This is a genomic window from Delftia sp. 60 (assembly GCF_002754395.1).
Classification (GTDB): domain Bacteria; phylum Pseudomonadota; class Gammaproteobacteria; order Burkholderiales; family Burkholderiaceae_C; genus Comamonas; species Comamonas acidovorans.
Window position 1 is genome coordinate 5544086 of sequence record NZ_PEFD01000001.1, and the last position, 26450, is coordinate 5570535.

At 69.1% G+C, this 26450-nt stretch carries 23 protein-coding genes; 5 read left to right on the plus strand and 18 right to left on the minus strand.

The annotated features are described in order from the left end of the window. Positions 1-11 precede the first annotated feature (11 nt). From CLV01_RS24985 to CLV01_RS24995, 3 genes are all read right to left on the minus strand, one after another. A complete protein-coding gene (locus CLV01_RS24985; RefSeq protein WP_099732967.1) occupies positions 12-950 on the minus strand; it encodes a DMT family transporter in 939 nt (312 codons plus the stop codon). A gap of 232 nt (positions 951-1182) precedes the next feature. Further along, complete coding sequence (locus CLV01_RS24990; protein ID WP_043821459.1) at positions 1183-2010, minus strand: anti-sigma factor; 828 nt, start codon at positions 2008-2010, stop codon at positions 1183-1185. A 37-nt stretch (positions 2011-2047) separates the two neighbouring features. Then, the gene (locus CLV01_RS24995; protein ID WP_013800973.1) at positions 2048-2632 is read right to left on the minus strand and encodes an RNA polymerase sigma factor; all 585 of its coding nucleotides are present in this window, start codon (positions 2630-2632) and stop codon (positions 2048-2050) included. A 312-nt stretch (positions 2633-2944) separates the two neighbouring features. On the opposite strand from CLV01_RS24995, the gene CLV01_RS25000 reads away from it, so the two are divergent. Continuing rightward, entirely contained in the window at positions 2945-3493 is a 549-nt protein-coding gene (locus CLV01_RS25000) for a DUF3455 domain-containing protein (RefSeq protein ID WP_099732966.1), read from the plus strand. Between the two features lie 15 nt (positions 3494-3508). On the opposite strand, the gene CLV01_RS25005 is transcribed toward CLV01_RS25000, so the two are convergent. Further along, on the minus strand, positions 3509-4378 hold the full coding sequence (locus CLV01_RS25005) for an AraC family transcriptional regulator (protein ID WP_099735058.1): 870 nt from the start codon (positions 4376-4378) through the stop codon (positions 3509-3511). A 297-nt stretch (positions 4379-4675) separates the two neighbouring features. Here CLV01_RS25005 and CLV01_RS25010 point away from each other — a divergent pair, with 297 nt between their 5' ends. Further along, on the plus strand, positions 4676-6376 hold the full coding sequence (locus CLV01_RS25010) for a 2-isopropylmalate synthase (RefSeq protein WP_063328147.1): 1701 nt from the start codon (positions 4676-4678) through the stop codon (positions 6374-6376). Positions 6377-6439: 63 nt separating this feature from the next. On the opposite strand, the gene CLV01_RS25015 is transcribed toward CLV01_RS25010, so the two are convergent. Further along, positions 6440-7615, minus strand: a complete 1176-nt coding sequence (locus CLV01_RS25015; protein ID WP_013800969.1) for an alpha-hydroxy acid oxidase — start codon at positions 7613-7615, stop codon at positions 6440-6442. Between the two features lie 219 nt (positions 7616-7834). Between CLV01_RS25015 and CLV01_RS25020 the strand changes: the two genes are divergently transcribed. Further along, positions 7835-9493: an L-lactate permease gene (locus CLV01_RS25020; protein ID WP_013800968.1), complete on the plus strand. Its 1659-nt coding sequence runs from the start codon at positions 7835-7837 to the stop codon at positions 9491-9493. A gap of 155 nt (positions 9494-9648) precedes the next feature. Next, on the plus strand, positions 9649-10650 hold the full coding sequence (locus CLV01_RS25025; RefSeq protein ID WP_099732965.1) for a bifunctional helix-turn-helix transcriptional regulator/GNAT family N-acetyltransferase: 1002 nt from the start codon (positions 9649-9651) through the stop codon (positions 10648-10650). A 1-nt stretch (position 10651) separates the two neighbouring features. Here the strand turns inward: CLV01_RS25025 and CLV01_RS25030 are convergent, their stop codons facing one another. Both CLV01_RS25030 and CLV01_RS25035 read right to left on the minus strand, forming a co-directional pair. Next, positions 10652-11203: a cupin domain-containing protein gene (locus CLV01_RS25030; protein WP_099732964.1), complete on the minus strand. Its 552-nt coding sequence runs from the start codon at positions 11201-11203 to the stop codon at positions 10652-10654. Between the two features lie 25 nt (positions 11204-11228). Beyond that, positions 11229-12173, minus strand: coding sequence for a tripartite tricarboxylate transporter substrate binding protein (locus tag CLV01_RS25035; RefSeq protein WP_012207096.1), 945 nt, complete (start codon positions 12171-12173; stop codon positions 11229-11231). Between the two features lie 128 nt (positions 12174-12301). Here CLV01_RS25035 and CLV01_RS25040 point away from each other — a divergent pair, with 128 nt between their 5' ends. Then, the gene (locus tag CLV01_RS25040; RefSeq protein WP_099732963.1) at positions 12302-12985 is read left to right on the plus strand and encodes a TetR/AcrR family transcriptional regulator; all 684 of its coding nucleotides are present in this window, start codon (positions 12302-12304) and stop codon (positions 12983-12985) included. Between the two features lie 17 nt (positions 12986-13002). Here the strand turns inward: CLV01_RS25040 and pbpC are convergent, their stop codons facing one another. The 11 genes from pbpC to CLV01_RS25095 form a co-directional block, all read right to left on the minus strand. Beyond that, positions 13003-15327 (minus strand): penicillin-binding protein 1C, encoded by a 2325-nt coding sequence (pbpC, locus tag CLV01_RS25045; RefSeq protein ID WP_099732962.1) that lies wholly within the window; start codon positions 15325-15327, stop codon positions 13003-13005. A 33-nt stretch (positions 15328-15360) separates the two neighbouring features. Beyond that, the gene (locus CLV01_RS25050) at positions 15361-15921 is read right to left on the minus strand and encodes an HdeD family acid-resistance protein (protein ID WP_012207099.1); all 561 of its coding nucleotides are present in this window, start codon (positions 15919-15921) and stop codon (positions 15361-15363) included. A 94-nt stretch (positions 15922-16015) separates the two neighbouring features. Further along, positions 16016-16885 (minus strand): endonuclease/exonuclease/phosphatase family protein, encoded by an 870-nt coding sequence (locus CLV01_RS25055; protein WP_099732961.1) that lies wholly within the window; start codon positions 16883-16885, stop codon positions 16016-16018. Then, a complete protein-coding gene (locus CLV01_RS25060; RefSeq protein ID WP_012207101.1) occupies positions 16882-17271 on the minus strand; it encodes a VOC family protein in 390 nt (129 codons plus the stop codon). Before CLV01_RS25060 ends, CLV01_RS25055 begins: the two co-directional genes overlap by 4 nt. A gap of 48 nt (positions 17272-17319) precedes the next feature. Further along, positions 17320-18168, minus strand: coding sequence for a carbohydrate ABC transporter permease (locus CLV01_RS25065; protein ID WP_012207102.1), 849 nt, complete (start codon positions 18166-18168; stop codon positions 17320-17322). Beyond that, positions 18165-19061, minus strand: a complete 897-nt coding sequence (locus CLV01_RS25070; protein WP_099732960.1) for a carbohydrate ABC transporter permease — start codon at positions 19059-19061, stop codon at positions 18165-18167. Before CLV01_RS25070 ends, CLV01_RS25065 begins: the two co-directional genes overlap by 4 nt. 21 nt (positions 19062-19082) lie before the next feature. Then, complete coding sequence (locus tag CLV01_RS25075; RefSeq protein ID WP_099732959.1) at positions 19083-20378, minus strand: ABC transporter substrate-binding protein; 1296 nt, start codon at positions 20376-20378, stop codon at positions 19083-19085. A gap of 91 nt (positions 20379-20469) precedes the next feature. Continuing rightward, positions 20470-21537, minus strand: coding sequence for an ABC transporter ATP-binding protein (locus tag CLV01_RS25080; protein ID WP_065345628.1), 1068 nt, complete (start codon positions 21535-21537; stop codon positions 20470-20472). A gap of 85 nt (positions 21538-21622) precedes the next feature. Continuing rightward, positions 21623-23023 (minus strand): amidase, encoded by a 1401-nt coding sequence (locus CLV01_RS25085; protein ID WP_099732958.1) that lies wholly within the window; start codon positions 23021-23023, stop codon positions 21623-21625. Positions 23024-23154: 131 nt separating this feature from the next. Continuing rightward, entirely contained in the window at positions 23155-24099 is a 945-nt protein-coding gene (locus CLV01_RS25090; protein ID WP_099735057.1) for a helix-turn-helix domain-containing protein, read from the minus strand. A gap of 95 nt (positions 24100-24194) precedes the next feature. After that, entirely contained in the window at positions 24195-26291 is a 2097-nt protein-coding gene (locus CLV01_RS25095) for a BCCT family transporter (protein WP_099732957.1), read from the minus strand. Between the last annotated feature and the right edge of the window lie 159 nt (positions 26292-26450).

The following is a 26450-nucleotide window of genomic DNA, read 5'->3' on the forward strand; positions in this document are numbered from 1 at the left end:
CCCTGGACCGTTCATCCCTGCAGGCAGATCAGCACCAGTCCGAGCACCATCAGAGCCATGCCGATCATTTCCTGGCGGCTCAGGCTTTCGCTGAGCACGCGGCGCGAGACGATGTAGCTGAACACCACCTCGACCATGCCCAGCGTGCGCACGGGTGCCGCGCCCTGCATGGCGTAGGCGGTGAACCAGGCCAGCGAGGCGGCCGCGCCCATGCCACCGGCCAGCAGCGAGACGCGCCAGGCACGGAAGATGGGGCGCAGGCCCTGCGCGTGGGTGCGCGCAATCCAGGCGCCCAGGCCCAGGGTCTGCATGAGCTGGGCGATCAGCACGCCCCAGGCGCCCGACAGCCAGGGAGATATCTCGCCCAGGCGCGCCAGTTCCACGGCGCCGCCCCGATAGCCCACGGTGGCAATGGCAAAGCAGGCACCGCAGGCCAGGCCGTAGAGTGCCGAGCGGCTGGCCCAGGCCGACAGCGACAGCATCTGGCCGCGCGGCGGCAGCGACAGGATGAGCACGCCGAAGGTGGCCAGCGCCATGGCCGCCAGCGCCACGGCGGTGGGCAACTCATGCAGGAAGATGCCGGCGAACAGGGCCACCTGCAGCACCTCGGTCTTGGACAGGGTGACGGCCACGGCGAAGTTGCGCTCCTTCATGGCCAGCAGCAGCGCCGCCGTGGCCGCGACCTGGAAGAAGGCCCCCAGCGCGATCCAGCCCAGGTAGGCCCATGAGAACCGGGGCAGCGACCAGGCGCCATCGCCTCCCAGGTACAGCGCCAGCAGGTAGACGCCTGCAAACGGCAGGCCGTACAGAAAGCGCACCAGGGTGGCCGGCAGGGTGCCGAGCTCGGCGGTCAGCGAGCGCTGCGCCGTGTTGCGCACGGTCTGGGCGGCTGCGGCGAACAGCACCACGGGCACCCACAGCCAGGTCAGGTCTTGGAGGGAAGAAAGCATGTCGGCAAAAAAGGGAAGGCACCGCCGGCAAGGCGCGGGCGACTGAGTGCCGGCCAGCATAGCCGCCGGTTTGGCACCAGGCGCACGCGCTTGGAGAAGGCTGCCGCGCCCGGCAGCGAAACAGAGGCCGGCCAGCCAGCACTGCACGCGCGCCCTGCTCTGGCCAGGGCAAGCAGGCTGCGTTGTGCAGCAGCACGGCCGTCGCCAATGGCGAGCGGGCCTGCGCTGCGCGCTACAGGTCGCGCCGGATCAAAGCGCCCTTGAACAGCACCGGCCCCGTGGGCCCGGTCTGGCTGGGCACGCCGCCCTTGGGCTCCAGGCTGATGGCCAGGGCAGGTACGCCCTGGACCTCGGCGGCCGCAGCGGTCAGCTTGACCAGCTTGTCGCGTCCCAGCACGCCCAGCGATTGCGGGCCGCCCTGGGGCGGCAGGGCCCACAGCTGCAGTGATTTGTCGGAGGCCTCATGGAAGTCGCCCACGCGCTGCAGCACCAGGGTGTTCTTGCCGGGGTCGAAGGTCACGAGCATGGAGGCATCGGCCTTGTCGTCGGCCAGCACGGCCACGTACTGGATCTGGGGCGCGGCCTGCAGCGCAGCCTGGGTGGCCTGCAACTGGTTGTTCAGCACGGCCAGCTGGCGCTCGCCGCTTTGGCGCAGGTCCTGGTGCGACCACAGCCCCACGGCCACGGCCGCCACGGTGGCGCAGGCGCCCAGCACGGCGGCGCCGCGCCACCAGGCCAGGGCGCGGCCCACGGCGGATTCCGTGCGCCGGGCCATGCCAGGCGCATCGTCGGCGCGCCGCCGGTGCGCCTGGGCGGCGCGGGCCTTTTCGGCCTGCAGCAGGTTGTCGATGCGGACCCAGACCGCATCGTCAGGGCGTACGGGCGCCTGCATTTCGGACAGGGCCGACCAGCGGCCCTGCCACAGCAGGGCGGCGGCGCGCACCGGGGCCTGGTCACGGGCCAGTTGCTCGAAGCGGCGGCGTGCCGCGCCCCGCAGCGTGCCCAGGGCGTAAGCGGCGGCCAGCCGGTCCAGCAGTTCGGGGTGTCGGGAAATATTCATGGCAAATCCTTTGGCCGCTCAGAGCATGTCAACTGCTTCACGCATGGCGTGACAGGCAGCGGCGCAGCTGCTCCAGGCCGCGCCGTATCCAGGTCTTGACCGTGCCCAGCGGCAGTTGCAGCTGGCCCGCCAGCTCGCCATGGCTGAGGTCGCGCAGATAGGCCAGGCTGACCACCTCGCGCTGGCGGCCTTCCAGCCGCTCCAGGCACTGGTACAGCGCCACGGCCTGTTCGCTGGCCTCGGCCAGTTGCAGCGGGCCCTGGCTTTCATCGTTCCCACCGCCATGGGCCGCCAGTTGCGCCTCGTCGAACTCTTCGTTCAGGTGCAGGCGTTCGGCGCGGCGCCGGCGCAGAAAGTCCAGGGCCCGGCTGCGCACCACCAGGCCCATCCAGGCCAGCGGCGGGCTGAGCGTGCCCCGGTAGCCCGAAGCGCTGCGCCAGATGTGCAGGTAGCTGTCCTGCAGCACGTCTTCGGCCCAGTCCTTGTGCCGCAGGATGCGCAACGCCAGCCCGTACAGCCGGGACGAGGTGGCCTCGTACAGGCTGCGGAGCGCGGGCTCGTCCTGCGCTGCGATGCGGTCCAGAAGGTCCATCAGCTCTTGGTCGGTTGGTGTGGTGCCCATGCACGCATTGTGGGCGAGCGGGCGGCCCCGTGGCCCGCACTGTTGCGTGGCCGCCCGGGGGCTTGTTCTGTCTTTCGATCGGATTCAAGGGGCATATCGGTGCTCAGCCGGGGGTTTGCAGAAGGTCTGGCATGGGTCTCCCGGCTTGCACCGGCTCTCCGTGAGCAATACGCAGCGCATTGCGAACCGGATGCGGATAAATTTTTTTCCATTCAGGTGAATCCAGCCGCTGCCTTGCTGCGTATTCCCTGTGTCGCGCCCCGGACAGCGGTTCAAGGCGACACCCCTCAATCCATCGACCTGGAGACCTTCATGAGCTACATCCTCCCCCTCGGCCTGGCCACCATGGCCGTACTGACCCTTGGCGCCTGCTCCTCCATGGACATGGGCAAGAGCTATTCCCAGACCGACCTGCCGGCCGCCGTGCAGGTGCCCGCAGGCCACAAGGTTGCCATGGAGACGGTGGGCATAGGCCAGATCACCTATGAATGCCGCGCCAAGAAGGACCAGGCGATGGAGCAGGAATGGGCCTTTGTCGGCCCTGATGCGCGTTTGACGGACCGCCAGGGCCGCGTCATCGGCCGCTACTTCGGCCCGCCCGCCACCTGGGCGCACCAGGACGGCTCCAAGGTCACGGCCACCCAGGTCGCCGTGGCGCCGTCCAGCGCGGGCAACATCCCCATGCAACTGGTCAAGGCCGAGCCCGCCACCGGCATGGGCGCCATGCAGGGCGTGACCTATATCCAGCGCGTGGCCACGCGCGGCGGCGTGGCCCCTGCCATGGCCTGCAACAGCTCCACGCTGGGCCAGAAGCAGGTCGTGCAGTACCAGGCCGACTACATCATCTGGAAGGCCGCCTGACGCGGCCCGGCCCTCCTACGGCCTGTCGCCCCTGGCCCCGAAGGCCGAGGGCGGCATGCCGAACTGGCGCCTGAAGGCCAGCGAATAGGCGCTGTGGCTCTCATAGCCGGCCTCCAGCGCCACCTGCACGATGGGCCTTCCGGCCAGCAGCGCCTGCATGGATGACAGCAGCCGTGCGCGCTGACGCCAGCGGCCAAAACTCATTCCCGTGGCCTGCAGAAAATGGCGGTGGAAGGTCTTCTCGCCCATGGCCAGCCGTGCGGCCCAATCACCGGCTGTGGCAGTTACGGCGCCTGTCGCGGCTGTGGCGGCTGCGGTGGCAAAGCCATCCGCCCCCTCTCCTTCGGCCAGCGCATGGCAGACAGCAGCCATGCGCGCATCCTGCGGCCAGGGCAGGTGAAACGGCACCACGGGCGGCTGGCGCAGTTCCTGCAGCAATAGCTCGACCACCATGGATTCACGCCGCCCCGGCGGTATCGATGCAGGCCAGCGCGCCACCTCGCTGATGAGCTCGCGCAGCAGGGGAGAGACCTCGATCACGCAGTCCGTACCCGGCAGGTCTGCAGCGGCCTGCGCATCGACGAACAGGCTGCGCACCTGTACCGCGCCGCGCATGCGCAGGCCGTGGGGCACGCCCGAGCGCAGCCAGACGCCGCGCGTGGGCGGCACCACCCAGCGCCCGCTGCCTGCGCGCACCTCCAGCACCCCCTGCACGGCGTAGAGCAACTGGCAGCATTCGTGGGAGTGTTCCTCCACCTCCAGCCCCGCCGGATAGTCGGCGGCCACGCCCGTGACCGGCAGCGGTGCGGCGGCCTGCAGCTCGGGCAGCCCGGTATGGCTGCAGGGAACGGCGGCTGCCGAAGCCGGGGCATGGGTCGTGCGCATATTGTCCAGATCCATATAGAAAATGAGAAATTCTATAAAGACAGACAAGCACCCTGCCCGCAAACTGGCATCCGTTCCCTGTGATTCACCGCCATCGCACCATGCACTGCCTGCCCTCGCCCTCCCTACTATCCCTGGCCCATGGCCGGGGTCCGGGCGCCTGCGCAGGCGCCGCATTTCGCACCGACTCTCCCTGATCCCGGCCTGGCGCAGCTTCCCCCCCACCGGGAAGCCAGGAGAGCGGGGCCGCCGGCCGATCCGGTGGCTGCAAACCCCAGCGTTTCCTGCGAGGCCCGCATGCTGAAGAATCCCGCGTCCAGATACCTTCCCTTCCCCGCCGTCGACCTGCCCGAGCGCCAATGGCCCTCACGCCAGCTGAGCCAGGCGCCCGTGTGGCTGTCCACCGACCTGCGCGACGGCAACCAGGCCCTGTTCGAGCCCATGAACCGCGAGCGCAAGCTGCGCCTGTTCCACGAACTGGTGCGCATAGGCTTCAAGGAGATCGAGGTGGGCTTTCCCTCGGCCTCGCAGACCGACTACGGCATCGTGCGCCACCTGATCGACAACGGGCTGATCCCCGGCGACGTGACGCCCATGGTCATCACCCAGCTGCGCGAGGACCTGATCCGCGCCACGGTGGACAGCGTGGCCGGAGCGCGGCGCGCCATCGTGCACTTCTACAACGCCATTGCCCCGGCCTGGCGCGAGATCGTCTTCGGCATGCAGGTGCCCGAGATCATCGCCATGGTGGAGCACCACATCGCCCTGCTGCGCGAACTGACCGATGCCCACCCCGAGACCGAATGGGTGCTGCAGTACTCGCCCGAGACCTTCTGCATGGCCGAGCTCGACGTGTCGCTGGCCGTGTGCAACGCAGCCATCCGCGCCTGGGATGCAGGCCCCGCGCGGCCCATGATCATCAACCTGCCGACCACGGTGGAGGTGAGCACGGCCAATGTCTTCGCCGACCAGATCGAGTGGATGCACCGCCGCCTGGAACGGCGCGAGCACATCGTGCTGTCCGTGCACCCGCACAACGACCGGGGCACGGGCGTGGCCTGCGCCGAGCAGGCGCTGCTGGCCGGCGCCCAGCGCGTGGAAGGCTGCCTGTTCGGCAATGGCGAGCGCAGCGGCAACCTCGATGTGGTGACGCTGGCGCTCAACCTCTACACGCAGGGCATCGCGCCGGGACTGGACTTCTCGGACATCGCCGCCGTGGCGCGCATTGCGGAAGAATGCACGGCCCTGCCCATCCATCCGCGCCACCCCTATGTGGGCGACCTGGTGTTCACGGCGTTCTCGGGCTCGCACCAGGATGCCATCGCCAAGGGCTTTGCAGCGCAGCGGCCCGATGCGCCCTGGCGCGTTCCCTACCTGCCCATCGACCCGCAGGACCTGGGCCGCACCTACGACAGCATCGTTCGCGTCAACAGCCAGTCGGGCAAGGGCGGCATTGCCTTTTTGCTGCAGCGCGACCATGGCGTGACCATGCCGCGCCGCATGCAGGTGGAGTTCAGCGCCGTGGTGCAAAAACAGGCGGACGCCTGCGAGGCCGAGCTGGCCAGCGACGACCTGTGGAAGCTGTTCGAGGCGACCTACCTCGCCCCCCTGCAGCTTCCCTGGCACTACCGCAGCCACCACCTGTTCGACAGCGCCCAGGGCCAGGGCATTGCGCTGGAAGTGGTGCGGCCAGACGGCCTTCGGCTGCAGCTGTATGGCGAAGGCAGCGGCCCCATCGATGCCGTGGCCGCCGCCCTCGGCCAGCACCTGGGCGTGGCGCTGCGCATTGACCACTACGAGGAGCGCAGCCTGGGCCAGGGCGCCGGGGCCATGGCGCTGGCCATCGTCGAGGCCGCGCTGCCCGGCGTGGCGGGCACGCGCTTCGGTGCGGGGCGCCATGCCAACATCGTTACCGCGTCCATCCTGGCGGTGCTGCATGCGGCGGGCCGGCTGGTGGCGGCGCAGCCGGAAAGCCGGCGCGTACCTGCCCAAGCCTGAGGCGCAGCCTGAAAGGAAAAAGGACCGCCGAGGCGGTCCTTTTTTCGTGCGGCTTTTGCCGGTTCAGCGCACGGCGCCCGGATAGGTTCCGGGCAGCAGGATGCTGCGGTCCACGGTATCGATCTGCGTATGGCCGCAGAAGGCCATCGTGGTCTCCAGCTCCTTCTGGATGATCTGCAGTGCACGCGTCACGCCGTCCTGGCCGTAGGCGCCCAGGCCGTAGAGGAAGCTGCGGCCGATCATGGTGCCCTGGGCGCCCAGCGCACGCGCCTTGAGCACGTCCTGGCCGCTGCGGATGCCGCCGTCCATCCAGACCTCGATGTCCTTGCCCGCCGCCTCGGCAATGCCGGGCAGCGCCTCGATGGACGAGGGTGCGCCGTCGAGCTGGCGGCCGCCGTGGTTGCTGACGATGAGCGCATCGGCGCCGCTGTCGGCCGCCAGTCGCGCGTCCTCGGCGTCCATGACGCCCTTGAGGATGAGCTTGCCGCCCCAGAGCTTCTTGATGCGCTCCACATCGCCCCAGTTCAGGCTGGGGTCGAACTGGCTGGCGGTCCACGACGACAGCGAACTCATGTCGGCCACGCCATCCACATGGCCGACGATGTTGCCGAAGGTGCGGCGCTTGGTGCCCAGCATGCCCAGGCACCAGTGCGGCTTGGTCGCCAGGTTGGCCAGGTTGCGCAGCGTGGGCTTCGGGGGCGTGGACAGGCCGTTCTTGATGTCCTTGTGGCGCTGGCCCAGGATCTGCAGGTCCAGCGTCAGCACCAGGGCCGAGCAGTTGGCGGCACGGGCGCGCTCGATCAGGCGCTCCATGAACCGGCGGTCGCGCATCACATAGAGCTGGAACCAGAACGGATGGCGGGCCGTGTGCTCGGCAATGTCCTCGATGGAGCAGATGCTCATGGTGGACAGCGTGAACGGAATGCCGAAGGCCTGGGCCGCGCGCGCGCCCAGGATCTCGCCATCGGCGTGCTGCATGCCGGTCAGGCCCGTGGGCGCAATGGCCACGGGCATGGCCACCTGCTGGCCGATCATGGTGGTGCGCGTGCTGCGCCCCTCCATGTTCACGGCCACGCGCTGGCGCAGCTTGATCTTCTGGAAGTCGTCCTCGTTGGCGCGGTAGGTGCCCTGGGTGTAGGAGCCCGAGTCGGCGTAGTCATAGAACATGCGCGGCACGCGGCGCTGGGCCACGATGCGCAGGTCTTCGATGCAGGTGATTTTGGAAAGGTCGGTGGACACGTTTTCTGGCTTTCTGGAACCCGCATGCCGCGGGACTGCCGAGCATGGTAGTGCGCAGGGCACGTTCCAGTCACCCGTTCGGGTTTGAAGTGATTTGTGCGCCGATTGAAATTTTCTCTCTCGCAGCCCAACCGAGGGCTAACGCTAGTGTGCCAACCAGCCATGAGAGCGACGATCCGCCCCGCACAACATCCTAAAAACTCTTCAGGAGACGCTCCTATGGTTTGGCAGCAGGTCTACGACCCTCTTTCCAACATGTGGCTGTCCACACTGCTCGCGGCCATCCCGGTCGTGGTCATGCTGGTGGGATTGGGCTTTTTGCACATGAAGGCCCACCTGGCGGCCGGCGCCGGGCTGATTGCGGCGCTGGTGATCGCGGTCTTCGTCTACAACATGCCGGCAGGCATGGCCGGGCGCGCGGCACTGTTCGGCGGCTTCACGGGGCTGCTGCCCATCGGCTGGATCGTTCTGAACATCATCTTCCTGCACCAGCTGACCGAGAAGAACGGCAGCTTCAAGATCCTGCAGGACTCCATTGCCGGCATCACCGAGGACAGGCGCATCCAGCTGCTGCTGATCGCCTTCGCCTTCGGCGCCTTCTTCGAGGGTGCGGCCGGCTTCGGCACGCCCGTGGCCGTGACGGCGGCCATCCTCATCGGCCTGGGCTTTTCGCCGCTGGCCGCCTCGGGCCTGTCGCTGATCGCCAATACCGCGCCCGTGGCCTTCGGCGCGCTGGGCACGCCGGTGATCACGCTGGCCAAGGTGCACGGCTACGACCTGATGGAAGTCACGGCCATGGTCGGCCGCCAGCTGCCGTTCTTCTCGGTGCTGGTGCCGTTCTGGCTGATCTGGGCCTTTGCCGGGCGCAAGGCCATGATGGAGATCTGGCCCATCATTTTGGTGACCGGCGTGTCCTTCGCCATTCCGCAGTACCTGGTGTCCAACTTCATCGGCCCCGAGCTGGTGGACATCATCGCGGCCATCGTCTCCATGGTCTGCACGGTCGGCTTCCTGCGCATGTGGCAGCCCAGGACCATCTGGCGCTCGACCTCGCTCAAGGGCCATGAGAACAGCGGCGGCGAGGCCCAGGCGCCCCGCGCCGTGACCCAGCACCCGCGCGCCGACGTGATCCGCGCCTGGACGCCCTGGGCCATCCTCACGGTCTTCGTCTTCATCTGGGGCCTGCCCTCGGTCAAGGCCGCGCTCAACGGCCTGTTCGCCCCGGCCTTTCCCATGGAAGGCCTGCACAACCTGATCGAGAAGGTGCCGCCCGTCGTGCGCCAGCCCACCAAGGAAGGCGCCATCTACACGCTGAACCTGCTGTCGGCCACGGGCACGGGCATCCTGCTGTCGGCCATCGTGGGCGGCCTGGTCATGAAGTACAACCCCGTGCAGCTGGTCAGCCAGTTCGTGCGCACCATCTGGCTGGTGCGCTATTCGCTCATCACCATCGTGCTGATGCTGGCCCTGGGCACGCTGACGCGCTACTCGGGCACGGACACCACGCTGGGCCTGGCCTTCGCCAATACGGGCGTGTTCTACCCCTTCTTCGGCACCCTGATGGGCTGGCTGGGCGTGGCGCTGACGGGTTCGGACACGGCATCGAACGTGCTGTTCGGTGGCATGCAGAAGGTGGCGGCAGAGCAGCTGGGCCTGTCGCCCAACCTCATGGGCGCGGCCAACAGCTCGGGGGGCGTGATGGGCAAGATGATCGATGCGCAGTCCATCGTCGTCGCCTCCACGGCCACGCGCTGGTTCAACCATGAGGGCGACATCCTGCGCTACGTGTTCTTCCACTCCGTCGCCCTGGCCTGCCTGATGGGCATCTTCGTGACACTGCAGGCCTATGTCTGGCCGTTCCGCCTGATGGTCAATTGAGCCTTGCGCATCTGCGCCAGGCCCCAGCCGCCCGCATGCGCCGGGCGGCTTTTTTACGCCTGGGGTACGCATCGCTGCATCAACAGATGCGCAGCGGCATTTATGGTTGTACCATGCAACCATATTCAAACCCTGCACGGCCCCAAGGAGCACCCATGCCGCAGCACGATCTTTCCCTGGTGGATGGCATCCGCGCCGCCTCGCGCCTGATGGTGCGCGAGCTGGGCTTCATGCAGGCCACGCTGGCGGCCACGGACTATCCGCCCTCGGCCGTGCATGCCATCCTGGAGATCGGCGCGCAGGGGCGCATGGCCGCCTCGCAGCTGGCCCTGGTCCTGGGGCTGGAGAAATCCAGCGTCAGCCGCATGGTGCGCAAGCTGGTGGAGGCGGGCGAGCTGAAGGAAGCCGCCGATGGCGAGGATGGCCGCGTCAAGCAGCTGGGCCTGACCGCCAAGGGCCGGCGCACGCTGGCCGCCATCGAGGCCTTCGGGCGCCAGCAGGTGACGGCGGCGCTGGACCGCATGCAGGCGCCGCAGCAGCAGGCCGTCGCCCAAGGGCTGGCACTGTACGCCCGGGCGCTGCAGGCGCACCGGCAGGAGGAGCCCCTGCCCCAGCCCGTGCCCACGCAGATACAGGTCCTGCCCGGATACCGGCCCGGCTGCCTGGGCCGCATCGTGGACATGCATGCGCGCTTTTATGCGCGCCACGCAGGCTTTGGCGTCTTCTTCGAAAGCCGCGTGGCCAGCGGCCTGGCCGAGTTCGCAGGCCGGCTGGACAAGCCGTGCAACCAGCTGTGGACGGCGCTGGACGGCGACCGCATCGTGGGCTCCGTGGCCATCGATGGAGAGGACCTGGGCAAGCACCCCGAGGACCGCCAGGCGCATCTGCGCTGGTTCATCCTGGAAGACGGCCTGCGCGGCGCCGGCACGGGGCGCCAGCTGCTGCAGCAGGCCCTGGCGTTCTGCGACCAGCAGGCCTTCGAGGCCACCCAGCTGTGGACCTTCCGGGGCCTGGATGCAGCACGCCGGCTCTACGAATCGTCAGGCTTCACCCTGGCCGAGGAATGGCCGGGCCAGCAATGGGGCGAGCCAGTGATCGAGCAGCGCTTCGTGCGGCCACGCCCTGCCGCGGCGGTATGGGCAGGCCAGGCCCCCTGAGTCAGGAGCCCTGCTCGCCCGCCACCAGCACGAAGGCAATGCGCGCAGGCCGGCCCGAGCGGTTGGCCCAGGCATGGTTGGTGCCGCGCTGTATGAGCACGTCACCGGCGCGCAGCACGGTTTCCTGGCGGTCCAGGATGGCGACCAGCTCGCCCTCCAGCATCAGCGCGTAGTCCACGGTATCCGTGCGGTGCATGCCCGGATGCTCGCCGGGCTGCACGTTGCGGTGGGCGTCGCCGTACATGCGTGTAAAGGTGGCATGCAGGGCGCGCGCCAGCTCCTGCGGATCGGCAGGTTCGGGCGGAATGTCCAGGATGCGCAGCACCGTGCCATAGGGCGGCGGTGCCACGCCCTGGTGGATGGCAATGGTGTCGGGCGCATTGATCTGCGCGGGTGAGGCATCGGTGCGCCACAGGTTGGTGATGCGGTAGCCGGGGCGTTCCTCGACCAGGCGCACGGCGGGCGAGGCGCCGTCCTTTGCAATGAAGGAGCGGCCCTGTGCGTCGTTGGCCGTGATCACGCGGCGGATGGGGGGCAGGCTGGAATCGGTCATGGATGGAGAGATGGCGAAAAGGAGGTCACTGCGCATGGCGTTCGGCCGCTGCGCCCTGTTTGCGGAATTCGTCGTGAATGCGCCGGTCCCACTGGCGGCGGTCCTGGTGGAAGACCACCTGGTCGCCGCGCTGGGCCACCTGCCTGACGGCATCGGACCGCGCTGCGGCGGCGCAGGCGGCATCCAGCCGGCCCAGCACCGCCTCGGGCACGCCACGCGGCACGAACAGGCCCGCAAACGATTCCTCCTGCACCGCCATGCCCAGTTCCTTGAAGGTGGGGACCTCGGGGAAGGCCGGGTGGCGGCGCTCCGAGGCCACGGCCAGCAGGCGCAGCTTGCCCGCGCGTATCTGGGGTGCAGCCGAGGCCGCGATGCTGCTGACGAAGTCCAGCCGCCCGGCCAGTAATTCCTGTATCGAGCCGGCATCGCCCTTGTAGGGCACATGCACAAGCTTGAGGCCCTGGTCGCGCTCCAGCTGGTCCATGGCCAGGAAGGGCGCCGAGTTCGGTCCCGGCGATCCGTAGCTCAGCGAGCCCTTCTTCGCCGCCGCCACCAGCTCGCCTATCGTCTTGAAAGGGCTGTCTGCGCGCACGCTGACGCCCAGGATGTTCTCCGTCACGCCGCACAGCGGCTGCACGCTGTCGGGCCCCAGCTTCAGGCCCTTGACGTAGTGGGGCTGCACGGTGATGGGGGTCATGGGCGTGAAGGCCAGCGTCAGCCCGTCGGCCGGCGCCTGGGCCAGCACATTCATGCCGATCACGCCCGAGCCCCCGTCGCGCGAGACCACGACCACGCTCTGGCCCAGCTGCTTGCGGAATTCCTCTGCCAACGTCCGCGCCATCACATCGGTGGAGCTGCCCGCCGCCCAGGGGTTGATGAGGGTCAGCGGCCGCGACGGGAACGGCTCCTGCGCGGTGGCCAGGGTGCAGCCCAGCGCCATCAGGGCGCCGAGCCACTTGCGGGTGGTCATGCTGTGTCTCCTTGTCGTTGTGTGATGGCTGCGCATGTTAATTCAGTCAGTCGACTGAATCAATCCATGTCACCACCATGCCATGGTTTGGTGCGGCAAGGGCCTGGCGCTGTCTATGATCCGCAGCCATGACGTCCAGCACCGATGACACCGCGGCCGAGGAACCCCGCGCCCAGGCCCGCGAACGCCTTCTGCAAGCCGCCGAGCAGCTGTTTGCGCGGCATGGCTACGCGGGCACGTCGCTGCGCGCCGTCATGGCGCTGGCCGAGGTGGACACGGGCGCCATCCACTACCACTTCCGCAACAAGCTGGGCCTGCTCAAGGCCTTGTTCGAGCAGCGCGTGATGGCCGTCAACGGACAGCGCCATGCGCTGCTGCAAAGGCTGGAGCAGCAGTCGCCGCAGCCCGCCGTGGAGGACATTCTTCGGGCCTTCATCGCCCCTGCGCTGCGCGCCGCCCACAGCGAGGGCGAGGCCGACTTCAACCGCGTCACGGCCCTGTGCTCGGTCGATCCCGACCAGGCAGTCAGGGAGGTGGTGTTTGCCGCCTACGACGAGGCTGCCAAACGCTTTGCGGCCCTGCTGCGCCAGGCTCTGCCGCAGCTGTCGCAGCACGATTTCCAGTGGCGCCTGGAATGCATGTACGGCGCCATGATGTACATCCGCTCCGACAACGGCCGAGTCAGCCGCATGCTGGGCGGCGGCCACCGCGCCGACCCCGTGGAGCATGTGATCGACGAGCTGGTGGCCTTCACTGCGGCGGGCTTCCGTGCGGCGGGCATCCGCGCGGCGGGCCCCCGCGCGGCGCAGTGATCACGACCGGCGCCTGATCAGCGCCCGCCCGCGCGCGAAGCCACCACGCCGGCGCCGCGCACCTCCACCTGCACGCTGTCCAGCACCTGCCCCTTGGCATCGACCAGTTCCAGCCGGTGGCGGCCGGGCCAGGGCATCCATGCGGCGGCAGCACCCCGGCCGATCTCCTTGGGCGCAGGCTCGGCCGCGCCGGGCGGGGCGGCGCTGACCATGCGCCAGCGCAGGCTGGCGTCCTGCCATTCCTCCGTGGCGGCCGTGCCCGAGGGCCGGGCCGACAGCTGCACGCGCTGGCGGTCTGGCGGAATGTCGGGGTCCAGCGCGAGGATGGTGCCGTTGGCCGGGCGCGCAATGCGCACGGGCGAGGCTGCCGAAGTCCCGCGTGTCGATGCGGATGCGGCAGGCAGGCCGCTGCCTGCCATGGCGAACAGGCTCTGCTGCGTGCCCGCCACGAACCACTCGCTGCGCGCGCTCTCCAGCGGCAGGCCCGAGGCATCGGGGCCGAAGCGCACCGCCTGTTGCAGCACGCCCGCCGGCGCCTTGGGCGCGCGGCTGGGTGTGCGGGCATGCAGGAAGCCCATCACGGCCGCCCAGACAGGTGCCGCGCCGCTGGTGCCGCTGACCGAGTGCATGGCCTCGCCGCGCGCATTGCCCACCCACACGCCCACGGTGTAGCGCTGCGACCAGCCCACGGCCCAGTTGTCGCGCATGTCCTTGCTGGTGCCGGTCTTGACGGCCGACCAGAAGCGCGTGGCCAGCACGCTGTCCGTGCCGAAGGTGGGCGCGCGCGCCATGGGATCGGACAGGATGTCGCCCACGATGAAGGCCGCGCGTGCGTCGATGGCCTGCACGGGCGCAGCCGACTTTTGCGCTGCGGACCCCGCGCCCGTGGGCTGCGCCGCCCAGCGCACGGGCGTCAGTTGCCCGCCGTTGGCCAGGGCGCGGTAGGCGTTGGTGAGCTGCAGCAGCGGCACCTCGGCGCTGCCCAGCGCCAGGCTGAAGCCGTGGTAGCCGCCGCTTTCGCGCAGCGGCAGGCCCAGGCGCTGCAGTTGCGAGAAGAAGGCATCGGGCGTGACCATGACCAGGGTGCGCACGGCCGGCACGTTGAGCGACGACGCCAGCGCCGTGCGCGCCGAGACCCAGCCCTTGAAGCGCCGGTCGTAGTTCTGCGGAATGTAGAGCCCGTTCTGCGTGGGAATGTGGGCCGATGAATCCTCGATCAGCGAAGCCGCCGTCAGCCGCCGCTCGGCAATGGCCTGGGCATAGAGAAAGGGCTTGAGCGTGGAGCCGGGCTGGCGCATGGCCGTGACGCCGTCCACCTCGGCCGCCTGGCTCAATTCGCCCGACGAGCCCACCCAGGCCAGCACCTCGCCCGTGGCGTTGTCCAGCACGACGATGGCGCCGTCCTCCACGTTGCGGCCCTGCAGCTCGCGCAGTTGCTGCTGCAGGCTTTGCACGGCAAAGCGCTGCACGGGCGCGCTCAGCGTGGATCGCACCCGCGCCTGGCCCCTGGACTGCGGCTCGGCCAGCAGTCGGCGCGCCAGATGCGGGGCCTGGCCTTCGCTGGCCGCCCATTGCCGGCGCAGCAGCACGCTGGCGGTGAGCAGTTCCATGGCCGTGCAGTCGCGCGCCGCCGCATCCTCGGGCGCCAGCGACTGCAGCACGCCGCAGGCGCGCCGGCCCACGCGCTCGGGCGAGGCGTTGGGGGCACGCACCAGGGCGGCGGCAATGGCGGCCTCGCGCGCGTCCAGCCCGTGCGCGGCCTTGCCGAACAGAGTGCGCGACAGCGCATCGATGCCCACGATCTCGCCCCGGAAGGGCACCAGGTTCAGGTAGGCCTCCAGGATCTGGTCCTTGCGCCAGCGCCGGTCCAGCACCTGGGCCGACACGGTCTGGCCCAGTTTCTGCACCACGCTGCGCCCGCCCGGGCCCTGGCGCCAGTCGCCATCCAGCAGGCCCGCCAGCTGCATGGTGATGGTGCTGGCGCCGCGCGTGCGCTGGTTCCAGAGGTTGCCCCAGGCGGCGGAGGACACGGCCGCCCAGTCCACGCCGCTGTGCTCGTAGAAGCGCTTGTCCTCGCTGAGCACCAGGGCCGTGCGCAGCGCGGGCGAGATGTCGGCCAGGGCCACCCAGTCGCCACGGCGCACGCTGGCGTCGGTGCGCTGGCGCTGCAGCACCTCGCCCTCGCGCGAGAGCAGTTCGGTCTCGGAGGAACGGTGGCCTTCGCGGACCTCGGAAAAGCTGGGCAGCGCCTGGGCGGCACCGGCCGCCGCGAACAGCAGCGCGGCCGCCAGGGCCGCGCGGGGAAGACGCATGAAGGGAGAAGGTCGCCGGGATTCGATCATGGAGCCGGCATTGTCCGCCTTTGCACCAGCGGCTCAGGAAGAATGGCGTATGCCCTTCTTGAGCTTGAAGGACAGCAGCACCATGAGCACGCCGAAGACCACCGCATACGTAGCCAGCACCCAGAGCATGGCCATCATGCCCGCGCCCGGCTGGGCCAGCACGAAGGCGCCGAACAGCACGGACAGCACGCCGCCCAGGATCAGCAGCCACTCGCCCGTGATCTCCTTGCGCAGCCGCACGGCCGCCACGATCTGCAGCAGGCCCGTGACCAGGGCCCAGGCGCCGATGTACAGCGTCATCACCAGCGCCGTGACGCCGGGCGCGACCACGGTGAGCACGCCCACCACCACGCCGGCCAGGCCCCACAGCAGCAGCACCCACCAATGGCGCATCTGGTCGCGCCCCTGGATGGCCGAATACACGCCCAGCAGGCCATCGACGAAGGTGAAGGCGCCGAAGGTCAGCACCAGCGCCGCCAGCGATACCGCAGGCTGCGCCCAGGTCAGCACGCCGAAGGCGATGGCGACCAGGCCGCGCAGCAGCAGCACCCACCAGGTGCGGTGAAGAATCGTGGACAGCGGATTGGGGCTCATGGATGCTCCTTCAAAACAGTCCCCATGACCTTGGAGCAGGCCCGCCACACTGTCTGTAGGCGAAGGCCGGCTTGGCGGCGGACCCTGACCTGGATCAATCCAGTTGCAGCAGCACGGGCTGGTGGTCGGAGAGCCTTGTGTCGCTGTCCACGGCCCAGCCACGCACATGGCCGCGCAGGCTGTCGCTGACCCAGGCGAAATCGCAGGCGCCGGGCTCGGGACCCCACTGGCGGTCGAACAACCGGAAGGTGGGCGGCTGGGGCTGGTCCGGGTGCAGCACGCTCCAGCTGTTGTGCCACTGGCCGGCGCTCAGGGCTCCCTGCTCGCCGGCCGCCCAGGGGGCGGACAGGCCGGCGTATTCGTCCTCATGCGGCTCGAAGTTGAAATCGCCGCAGAGCACGGCATGCGGCGTGTGCGGCTTGGTCTGCTGGGGCGAGCCGTCGCTGGCGGGCTGGGGCGGCGCCTCGGCCTGGCCCAGGGCCTCTATCTGCAGGGAACGCAGCGCCAGCGCCTGCGCCATGCGCTGGCGGCGCGAGAAATATTCGAGGTGGGTGCTCATCACCCGCACGGGGCCCAGCGCGGCATCCATCACCGTGGCCGCCGTGCAGCAGCGCGGCATGCTGCGCACGCCGCCATCGTGCGGATACGGCAGGCGGTGGTGGGCCAGCTGCAGCACCGGCAGGCGCGTGGCCACCAGGTTGCCAAAGCGCTGCCGGCCCACGGCCGTGAACTCGTCCACGGCGGCGCCGAAGAAGACCTTCCAGCCTTCGGGCAGGGCCTGGCGGATCTGCGCCACCTGGTCGCCGGGCGCACCCTGCAGGCCGGGATAGTGGATGGCGATTTCCTGCAGGCACAGCACGTCGATATCGGCCATGGACAGCGCATGCGCCACGATGCGCTGCGGGTCCATGCGGCCGTCCAGGCCCAGGCACCATTGGGTGTTCCAGGTGAGGATCTGCATCATGCGGGCAGCGGCTCGCGCAGCTGGAACAGGTTGCCTTCGGGGTCCATGGCGTTGCAGACGCGAAAGCCCGGCCCCTGCCAGGACTGCTCCCACAGCTGGCCGCCATGGGCGATGACCAGGGGACGAACGGCCGCGAAGCTGGTCACGGTGGCAAAGAATTTGAGGGCCACGTTCTCGCGCGGCTGGGGGGGCTCGGTGATGGTGATGTGCCGCGCAATCGCCTCGGGAATGGCGTGCAGCACCAGTTGCAGGTCCGGCGACTGCAGCACCATGAGCTCGCTGGTGTGGTGCAGCATGCGCATGGCCAGCACCTCCATGTAGAACAGCGCCAGCCGGTCAGGCTGCTTGGCGTAGATGAACAGACCTGCGGATGCGGGACCGGACATGGTGGACCTCGGGGTGAAAGGCTGGGACAAGGAACTTTAGCACCGCCCTCACTTGATCCCCGCACGCATGAAGCTCTGCACGAACTGGCGCTGGAACAGCACGAAGGCCACCAGCAGCGGGCCCGAGCTCATCAGCGTGGCGGCCGTGATGGTGGCCCATTCCACGCCAGACTCCACGCTGGAGAACACCTGCAGCCCCACCGTGAGCGGGCGCGCCTGCACGCTGTTGGTGATGATCAGCGGCCACAGGAAGTTGTTCCAGTGAAAGCTCACCGACACCAGCGCAAACGCCAGGTACACGGGCCGCGCCAGCGGCACGTAGACGCGCCACAGGATCTGCAGGGTGCTGGCACCCTCCACCCGCGCGGCCTCGTCCAGCTCCCGGGGAATGCCTAGGAAGGTCTGGCGCAGCAAAAAGATCGCAAAAGCCGATGCGAAGTACGGCAGGCCGATGCCCAGCAGCGTATCGACGGCGCCCAGGCGCGACAGGGTCTGGTAGTTCGCCACCAGCAGGATGTCCGGCATGATCATCAGTTGCACCAGCACCAGGGCAAAGGCCAGGCCCTGGCCACGAAAGCGGTAGCGTGCAAAGGCATAGGCCGCCAGCGTGCCCAGCACCAGCTGGGCCGCCAAAATCATGACCACCAGCACGGCCGTGTTCAGGAAATAGCGCGCAAAGGGCGCGGCCTGCCAGGCACGGCGAAAGTTCTCCAGCGTCCAGGGCGCGGCCAGGTCGAAGCGTGCCGAGTATTCGGGCGGATGGAAGGCCGTCCAGAACGCATAGGCCAGCGGCAGTATCCACAGCAGGGCCAGCAGCCAGGCGGCCAGCGTGTCCAGCCAGGTGGCGCCATACAGCGCGGGCGGCGCATGGCGCGGGGCAATGGGTGCGGCGCTCATTGGTAGTGCACCTTCTTGTCGAGCACGAAGAACTGCAGCAGCGCCACGGCCGCCAGCACGGCGACCAGCACCACGGTCAGGGCCGCCGCATAGCCCGTGTCCCAGAACTTGAAGCCCACCTCGTACAGGTGATAGAGCAGCAGCGTGGAGGCGTTGTCCGGCCCGCCGCGCGTGAGGATGAAGAGATGGTCCACCAGGCGAAAGGCATTGATCACCGCGTTGACCAGCACGAACAGCGTGGTCGGCATCAGCAGCGGCCACTGCACGCGGAGCAGGAAGTACCAGCGGGAGGCCCCCTCGATGGCCGCCGCCTCCTTGAGGCTGGGGTTGAGGGTCTGCAGCGCGGCCAGGTAGAAGATCATGAAAAAGCCCGCCTCCTTCCACACCGCCACCACGGTCACGCAGGCCAGCGCCGTGGACGGGTCGCCCAGCCAGTTGTGCGCGGGAAGGCCCAGTGCGCCGCGCAGCTGCTCCAGCAGCCCGTACTGCGGCGTGTAGAAGAACAGCCAGATATTGGCCACGGCAATCATGGGCAGCACCGTGGGCGTGAAATACGCCATGCGCACGAAGGCGCGGCCGGCCAGCCTCTCGTTGACCCACAGCGCCATGGCCAGCGCCAGCGCCATGGACAGCGGAATCGTGGCCGCCGCAAACCACAGGTTGTTGCGCACGGCCTGCCAGAACACCGGGTCGTCCACCATCACGGCGTAGTTCTCCAGCCCCACCCATGGCCCTGGCTGGCCGCCGCGCGGCGTGGCATGCAGGCTGTCGATCAGCGTGGCCACGGCCGGCCAGTGCGTGAAGGCCACCAGCAGCACCAGCGCCGGCAGCAGCATCAGCCAGGCATGGACGGCCTGGCGGCCGCGGACAAGGGAGGCGGGAGCGGAGCTCATGCGGTCAGCGGCACTGCACCATCACTTGTAGCGGCGCAGGATGCGGTCTGCTTCCTTTTGCGCATCCTGCAGGGCCTGGGCCGAGGTCTTGCTGCCGTTGAGGGCGGCCTGCACGGCGTCGTTGAGCACCTTGGTCACGCGCTGGTTCTCATGCGTGGAGAACTCGGCCACCGATACCGGCAGCTGGTCGCGCGCCACCAGGGCCTGCGGGAAGTCCTGGCCGTACTTCTTGAGCGCGGGCGTGTCATAGGCGGCGGGCGAGACGGCCACGTAGCCGCTGTCCATGCTCCACTGCGCGGCCAGCGGGGGCTGGGTGACCCACTTCATGAACTGGAAGGCCGCCTCCTGCTGTTCCCGGGGCGCCTTCTTGAACAGGTAGAAGTTGCCGCCGCCCGTGGGCGAGCCCTTGCGCACATTGCCTGCGATCTGGCCCACGCCGAAGTCGAATTTGGCATTGGCACGGATATTGGTCAGGTTGCCCGTGGTGGTGACGATGATGGCCGCCTTCTTTTCCATGAAGTCCTTGGGCGTCGTGCCCCACTCCACCACGCCGGCCGGGTGCACGCCCTCCTTGACCAGGCCCACCCAGAAGTCCAGCGCCTCCACTACCTTGGGGCTGTCCAGCGTGACCTGGGTGCCGGCCTCGTTGGCCAGCAGCACGTCATTGGGCGTGGTCAGGGTCTGCAGCATCCAGTAGGCAAAGCCCGTGGACGGGATCTGTATGCCGTACTGCAAGACCTTGCCGCCGGCGTCCTTCTTCGTCAGCCTGTGGGCGGCTTCCTTGAGTTCCTTCCAGTTCTGCGGCGCCTTGCTCGGGTCCAGGCCGGCTTCCTTGAAGGCTTCCTTGTTGTAGTACATGACCACGGTGGAACGCTGGAAGGGCACGCCCCAGGTCTTGCCGCCCGCCTGGCTGTTGGCCATGAAGGCCGGGTAGAAGCCCTTGAGCCAGGCCCGGTCGGCATCGGTCTTCACGAAGTCGTCGATGGGGGCGATGGCGTCCTCGTCGATCAGCGTGAACATGTCGGTGGACAGCAGCACCGAGCTGGCCGGCGGCTTGCCCGACTTGTGGGCCGTCAGCGCCTTGACGATGGTCTCCTGGTAGGTGCCCGCATAGACGGGCGTGATCCGGTACTGCGGATGGGCCTTGTTGAACTCGGCCGCATAGCCGTCGATCACCTTGGTGATGGGGCCGCCCACGGCCACGGGGTAGTAGAACGGCACCTCCAGCGGCGTCTGCGCGCTGGCGGTGTTCAGCAGGCCCGTGGCGGCCAGGGCGGCAGCGGCTGCGAGGGTTTTGAGGAAGGCATGGCGTTGCATGGCGGACTCTCCTGGAAGGTGCTTCGGATGCGAAAGCCGGAACGGCTGAAACGGTGGAACTGCGGAGGAAGATAGGAGCGGTGCCACGGCATCAGGCCGTGCAGCGCCGCCCCTTTTCGTCAAAGAAATGCGTGGCCTCGCGCGCCCAGCGCAGGCCCACGAGCTGGCCCGGCTGCAGGCCGCCGAGCTGGCTGCCAGCGGTGCGCACCATCAGTTGCTCGCTGCCCACGCGGCAGCGCAGCACCAGGTCGGCGCCCAGGTATTCGAGGCTTTCGATGTCGGCGGCCACCACGGGGCCGCTGCCGACATCGCCATGGAGCGACAGGCGCATGTCCTCGGGCCTGACGCCCAGCCAGCGCGCCTGGCCCGGCTGCTGCAGGCCGGCGGGCGCGGCGCTGGCATGGCTGCCCGCGATGTGCAGGCCGTCGAGGCGCGCGATGTTCATGGCCGGCGTGCCGATGAAGCGCGCCGCAAAGGTGGTGGCGGGCCGGCTGTAGATCTCCTGGGGCGCGGCGCACTGCTCCACGCGCCCCTGGCTGAGCAGCACCACCTGGTCGGCCATGCCCATGGCCTCGGCCTGGTCGTGGGTGACATAGACCACGGTCAGGCCCAGGCGCCGCTGCAGCTCGCGCAGCTCGGTGCGCATTTCCTGGCGCAGCTGGGCGTCGAGGTTGGACAGCGGCTCATCCATCAGGCAGACCCGGGCGCGGGCCACCAGGGCGCGGCCCAGCGCCACGCGCTGCTGCTGGCCGCCCGACAGCTGGCCGGGCCGGCGTGCCAGCAGCGCGTCCAGGCCCAGCAGCGCGGCGGCCTCGTCGATGCGCCGGCGCGCCTCGGCCGCCGGGACCTTGCGCACGGACAGGCCGAAGCCGATGTTCTGCGCCACCGTCAGGTGCGGGAACAGCGCGTAGTTCTGGAACACCATGGCAATGCCGCGCCGTGCGGGCGGCAGGTGTGTCACGTCCTGCCCATCGATGCGCACACGGCCCGAGGTGGCGCTTTCCAGGCCCGCGATGATGCGCAGCGTGGTGGACTTGCCGCAGCCCGAGGGACCGAGCAGCACGCAAAAGGATCCGGGTTCAATCCGCAGATCCAGCGCCTGCAGTGCCGTGGTGCCGCCCCAGGACTTGGCGACACCTTCCATCTCGATCAAGGACATCACGCCAGTCTAGGAAGGCTGTGTGACAGGCCCGTGTCGCGCCATCGGACTGGCGGCCCCATGCAGCTCAGGCAGCTCAGGCAGCTCAGGCAGCAGGGTGCCGTCTGTGCCAGTCCGTGGCCTGCTGGAACGCCCAGCCCGCGCGCACCAGCAGGTCTTCGCGGAAGTCGGGGGCCACGAACTGGAAGGCCACGGGCGCGCCCTCAGGAGTGCGTCCGCCGGGCAGCGTGATCGTGGGGCTGCCCGTGAGGTCGAACGGGCAGGTGTAGCGCAGCATGCCCGAGAACAGCTCGGCATCGGAGCCGAAATGCGCCATGCGTTGCAGCGTGGGGGCCGCAAAGGCCGTGGCGGGAACCAGCAGCAGGTCCACCTGAGCGAAGAGTGCGCGCACCCGGCCCGTGAAGTCCGCGCGGCGCAGCAGCAGCCGCTGGTAGTCGGTGGCGGACAGGCCCAGCCCCAGGTCGATCAGCCCGGCGAGCCCGGGGCCATAGGCCTCGCGCCGTGCAGGGAAAGTGGCGCCGTGCGCCACGGCGGTCTCTACCGCGCACAGCGCCGGCCAGTCCTCCACCGCCTGGGTGGCATCGGGAAAGCGGACTTCCTGCACGCTGGCCCCCAGGCGCTGCGCCACCGCCAGGGCCTGCTCCACCGCCTGGCGGGAGGGGGCATCCACGCCGTCCAGTGCCCATTGCCAGTCCATGCCCAGGCGCAGGCCGGAGAATCCGCGCGTCATCATGGCCAGATAGTCGGGCACGCTGCACTGGCTGGCCGTAGGGTCCAGCGGGTCCGCCCCGGCGATGGCCGCGAGCATGGCTGCGGCATCGGCAGCACTGCGCGCCATCGGGCCTATGTGGTCCAGGGACGCGGCCAGTTCGAAGGCGCCGTGGCGGCTCACCCTGCCCCAGGTGGGCTTGAGCCCCGTGATGCCGTTGGCGGCCGATGGAAAGCGGATGGAGCCCCCGGTGTCCGTGCCCAGCGATCCGAAGCACAGCCCCGCCGCCGTGGCCACGCCCGAGCCGCTGGACGAGGCGCCGGGCCATAGCTGGGCGCCCCAGGGGTTGACGGGGGCAGTGATCTCGGGATGGTGGTCGGCGAAGGCGCCTTCGGTCTGCTGCAGCTTGCCCAGGATGACGGCGCCGGCCTCGCGCAGCCTGCGCACCACGGTGGCATCTTCCGTGGGGCGATGGTCGCGGTGCAGCGTCATTCCATGCGTGGTGGGGACGCCCCGGGTCCACAGCAGGTCCTTGAGCGCCAGCGGCACGCCGTGCAGCGCACCGCGGCGGCGGCCCTGCGCGATCTCGGCGTCGGCGCGGCGGGCGTCCTCCAGCGCCTGCTGCGCCATCACCGTCACGTAGCTGTGCAGCCGCGCATCCACGGCCTCGATGCGCGCCAGCATGTGGCGGGTCACCTCTTCCGACGAAATGCGGCGGGACTGGATCTCGCGCCCCACCTCCAGCAGTTCGAGATGGTGCAGTTCGCTGTCGTTCATGGCATGTCTCCCGGCGCCCGGCTCCGGGGCGCCACCGTTGTTGCACTGGAAAAGCCGCACGGGACGCACGGCAGGCCCATGCTAGGGAGCCGGCGGCACCCACGCTTGTTCGGGAGGGTCAGCGACCTTGCTCAGGCGGCCAGCAGGCTGCGGGGCGTGCAGCCGAACGCCTTGCGAAAGGCTCGGCTGAAGTGCGCCGCATCGGAGAACCCATGCGCGAAGGCCGCCTCGGTCACGCTGGAGCAGCGCCCCTGCATCAGGGCCTGGCGGCTGGCCTGCAACCGCAGCTGCCATACCAGGCCCATGGGCGTCTGGTTGCGCCGCGCAAAGGCCCGCGTCACGGTACGCGGCGAGACGTTGTGCTGCTGCGCCAGCCATTGCAGCGACAGCTCGGGCGAGCCCAGGTTGTCCTGGATAAACGCCTGGATGCGGCCGTGCAGGTCCCGTTCCGCGCGGGGCTGCACGGCCATTTCCTGCATCTCCAGCGCCAGGGCCAGCACATCGAGCAGCGCCATGCCGAAGCGCTGCGCCAAGGCATCACCGTGCGGCGCAGGCGGCATGGCCATGGCCTCGCCGAGCATGGCCCGCAGCGGCGCCACGGCCGGGGCATGGCCATGCAGCGCCCGGCCCGCGTGCAAGGGTGCACGGGCAAAGCGATTCAACAATTCGCTGCGCGGAATGCGCATCAGCAGGATATCGCGGGGCGCCACCGAGAATTCGAAAGGCTGCGCAGCGTCATAAAGCACCAGATTGCCCGCACTCAGCCGGGCCACTTGCCCGCCCTGGCGCACCTCGGCCTGGCCCTGGAGCAGATAGCCCAGCCACAGCTCGTCGCGCGCATGCAGGCGCAGGTGGGCTGCGTTGCGCACCCAGCGGTGGCTGGGCGCCGACATGGCACTGATCTCCAGCAGTCCCAGGGACCGCACGGACAGCGTGGCCCCGAAGCCGCCGGGACCGGCACCATCCCCCTGCGCGCGGTGGCTGTCGGCCGGGATGCAGTGGCGGCAGACCACCTCGTGCCAGTAGTCGAAACGATGGCGTGGCTCCTGCGAATGGGTAGAGTATTCGAGCTGCATGGCAGCGCCCAGTATCCGCAGGCGGCCGCCGGCTGGCACCCCGGTGTTTACCCAAAGGCCCGGGGTGCCGCGACGGCGGCGCTGCGCAGCACGGCTCAGCTGTGGCCCGGAGCTCGGTTCAGCAGATGCGTGCGCTGGTCGGCGCTCAGCGACAGGTAGCGCTCGTAGTGACGCAGGATGTCGGCGATGACTTCCTCGCTGCGCAGGTACTGGATGTCGTGGCCCAGGCGGCCGTCCTCGAAGAAGGTGATGGGCTCGTAGACATGGCGCCGCTCCTGCTCGCTGGCCGCCTCGCTCACCAGGAAGGTAGGCACCGTGCGGCGCGTGGCGCGCACGCCGTAGACGAAGTCGCGCAGCGAGGGATCGGGCACGGTCAGGCGCACGGCGCCCTCGCCATCCAGGTCCTCGGTGACCACGGCCTGCACGCCGCGCCTTTGCATCTCGGCGGCCACCTCGTTCATGGCGGGCAGCACCACGCCGGCCAGGAACCTGCGCACATCGGCGCGCGAGGGCTGGTGCACGATCTGCTCCAGGCGCTTGCGCCAGTGCTGGCCGCTCCAGAAGCTGGTGGCCGGGGCCAGGTCGGGCGAGAAGTGCGCGCGGTCGGCCAGCAGGCCGCGCCACAGCCCGTAGCACAGCGCCAGCATGATGACGGCCACCGGCAGGGCCGCCACCAGGGTCATGGCCTGCAGCGCCTTGAGGCCGCCGGCCAGCATCAGCACCATGGCCGTCACGCCCAGCACGGCAGCCCAGAACAGCCGCTGCCAGACCGGCGAACGCGCATGGCCGCGCGAGGCGATGTTGTCCACCACGAAGGCCCCGGAGTCCGCCGAGGTGACGAAGAACACCGCGATCAGCACGATGGTGAGCCAGGCCACGGGCTTGAACCAGGGCAGGTACTCGAAGAAGCGGAACAGCAGCGCATCCACGTTCGAGGCCGTCTGCCCCAACGCGCCCATGGCCACGTGGGTGTCTATCCAGATGGCGCTGTTGCCGAAGGCCGTCATCCACAGCAGGTTGAAGGCCGTGGGCACCAGCAGCACGCCGGTCACGAACTGGCGGATGGTGCGCCCGCGCGAGATGCGCGCGATGAACATGCCCACGAAGGGCGACCAGGAGATCCACCAGGCCCAGTAGAGGATGGTCCAGCCGCCGAACCAGCCTTCCTGGCTGGGCGGCTCGTAGGCGAAGGTGCGGAACGACAGCTGCACCAGGCCAGACAGGTAGTTGCCGATGTTCTCGCTCAGCGCCTCGAAGAGGAAGACCGTGGGCCCCGCCACAATGACGAAGGCCAGCAGGATGAAGGCCAGCACGAGATTGAACTCGCTCAGGCGGCGCACGCCCTTGTCCAGGCCCGAGACGGCCGACAGCCCGGCCAGGCCGACCACGATGACGATGACCGAGATGCGGAACAGCGCCGTGGAGGTGTCCCATCCCGTCAGCGTGTGCAGGCCGGCGGCCAGCTGCAGCGCGCCATAGCCCAGCGTGGTGGCGATACCCGCGATGGTGCCCACCAGCGCGAAGGCATCCACGCTGTGGCCGATGGGGCCGTTGATGCGCTTGCCCAGCAGCGGGTACAGGCCCGAGCGCATGGTCAGCGGCAGGTTGTAGCGAAAGCCGAAATAGGCCAGCACCAGGCCCATGGTCCCGTAGACGGCCCAGGCATGGAAGCCCCAGTGGAAGAAGGTGGACTGCAGCGCCTCGCGCGCGGCGGCCGGCGTGGAAGGCACGGCCGTGGGCGGCTTGAGGAAATGCTGCAGCGGCTCGCCCACGCCAAAGTACATCAGGCCGATGCCCATGCCGGCGGCGAACAGCATGGCGGTCCAGGAGATGAAGCTGAACTCGGGCTCCGCATCATCGGGACCCAGGCGGATATCACCGAAACGGCTGGACGCGACGAAGATCAGAAAGACCAGGAACAGCGTGACCGAGACGGCATAGAACCAGTCCATGTGCCCCACCACCCAGGCCTGGGCGCTGGAGAACAGCCGGTCGGCGCTGTCGGGCATGAGGCCGCAGTACAGCAGCAGCAGGCCCAGCACCAGCAGGGAAGGAATGACGACGGGGCCTGAGAAGGTGATGCGCGGTGCAGGCTCGGCTGGCGATGGCGTGGCCGCCTGCGGTGCATCCGGTGGCGCAGCCGCCGGTGGCGCGGGTGGCGCCGGTCGGGGATCGGTGGTCGTGTCTGGCATATACCCTCTCTCTTGTGATCAATGGTGTGCCCGGGAACCGATTCGCAATGGTGGCGGCCCTGCCCTTGTGGGGCGGGCCGCGTTCCCTGCTCGGGGGATGTCCGCCGGGCAAAGGCCGCAAGTATGCAAGGGCGGCGTGGAAGCAGGCGTCGGACGCCA

Bases quoted from the DNA above. Each gene is read 5' to 3' on its own strand.
- CLV01_RS25025 (WP_099732965.1), top strand. From the start codon at position 9,649: ATGCCGCAGCACGATCTTTCCCTGGTGGATGGCATCCGCGCCGCCTCG.
- CLV01_RS25055 (WP_099732961.1), bottom strand. From the start codon at position 16,885: ATGATGCAGATCCTCACCTGGAACACCCAATGGTGCCTGGGCCTGGAC.
- CLV01_RS25090 (WP_099735057.1), bottom strand. From the start codon at position 24,099: ATGCAGCTCGAATACTCTACCCATTCGCAGGAGCCACGCCATCGTTTC.
- CLV01_RS25005 (WP_099735058.1), bottom strand. From the start codon at position 4,378: ATGCGCACGACCCATGCCCCGGCTTCGGCAGCCGCCGTTCCCTGCAGC.
- CLV01_RS25075 (WP_099732959.1), bottom strand. From the start codon at position 20,378: ATGCAACGCCATGCCTTCCTCAAAACCCTCGCAGCCGCTGCCGCCCTG.
- CLV01_RS25070 (WP_099732960.1), bottom strand. From the start codon at position 19,061: ATGAGCTCCGCTCCCGCCTCCCTTGTCCGCGGCCGCCAGGCCGTCCAT.
- CLV01_RS24995 (WP_013800973.1), bottom strand. From the start codon at position 2,632: ATGGGCACCACACCAACCGACCAAGAGCTGATGGACCTTCTGGACCGC.
- pbpC (WP_099732962.1), bottom strand. From the start codon at position 15,327: ATGATCGAATCCCGGCGACCTTCTCCCTTCATGCGTCTTCCCCGCGCG.
- CLV01_RS25060 (WP_012207101.1), bottom strand. From the start codon at position 17,271: ATGTCCGGTCCCGCATCCGCAGGTCTGTTCATCTACGCCAAGCAGCCT.
- CLV01_RS25010 (WP_063328147.1), top strand. From the start codon at position 4,676: ATGCTGAAGAATCCCGCGTCCAGATACCTTCCCTTCCCCGCCGTCGAC.
- CLV01_RS25085 (WP_099732958.1), bottom strand. From the start codon at position 23,023: ATGAACGACAGCGAACTGCACCATCTCGAACTGCTGGAGGTGGGGCGC.
- CLV01_RS25095 (WP_099732957.1), bottom strand. From the start codon at position 26,291: ATGCCAGACACGACCACCGATCCCCGACCGGCGCCACCCGCGCCACCG.
- CLV01_RS25035 (WP_012207096.1), bottom strand. From the start codon at position 12,173: ATGACCACCCGCAAGTGGCTCGGCGCCCTGATGGCGCTGGGCTGCACC.
- CLV01_RS25050 (WP_012207099.1), bottom strand. From the start codon at position 15,921: ATGAGCCCCAATCCGCTGTCCACGATTCTTCACCGCACCTGGTGGGTG.
- CLV01_RS25080 (WP_065345628.1), bottom strand. From the start codon at position 21,537: ATGTCCTTGATCGAGATGGAAGGTGTCGCCAAGTCCTGGGGCGGCACC.
- CLV01_RS25065 (WP_012207102.1), bottom strand. From the start codon at position 18,168: ATGAGCGCCGCACCCATTGCCCCGCGCCATGCGCCGCCCGCGCTGTAT.
- CLV01_RS25000 (WP_099732966.1), top strand. From the start codon at position 2,945: ATGAGCTACATCCTCCCCCTCGGCCTGGCCACCATGGCCGTACTGACC.
- CLV01_RS25020 (WP_013800968.1), top strand. From the start codon at position 7,835: ATGGTTTGGCAGCAGGTCTACGACCCTCTTTCCAACATGTGGCTGTCC.
- CLV01_RS24990 (WP_043821459.1), bottom strand. From the start codon at position 2,010: ATGAATATTTCCCGACACCCCGAACTGCTGGACCGGCTGGCCGCCGCT.
- CLV01_RS25030 (WP_099732964.1), bottom strand. From the start codon at position 11,203: ATGACCGATTCCAGCCTGCCCCCCATCCGCCGCGTGATCACGGCCAAC.
- CLV01_RS24985 (WP_099732967.1), bottom strand. From the start codon at position 950: ATGCTTTCTTCCCTCCAAGACCTGACCTGGCTGTGGGTGCCCGTGGTG.
- CLV01_RS25040 (WP_099732963.1), top strand. From the start codon at position 12,302: ATGACGTCCAGCACCGATGACACCGCGGCCGAGGAACCCCGCGCCCAG.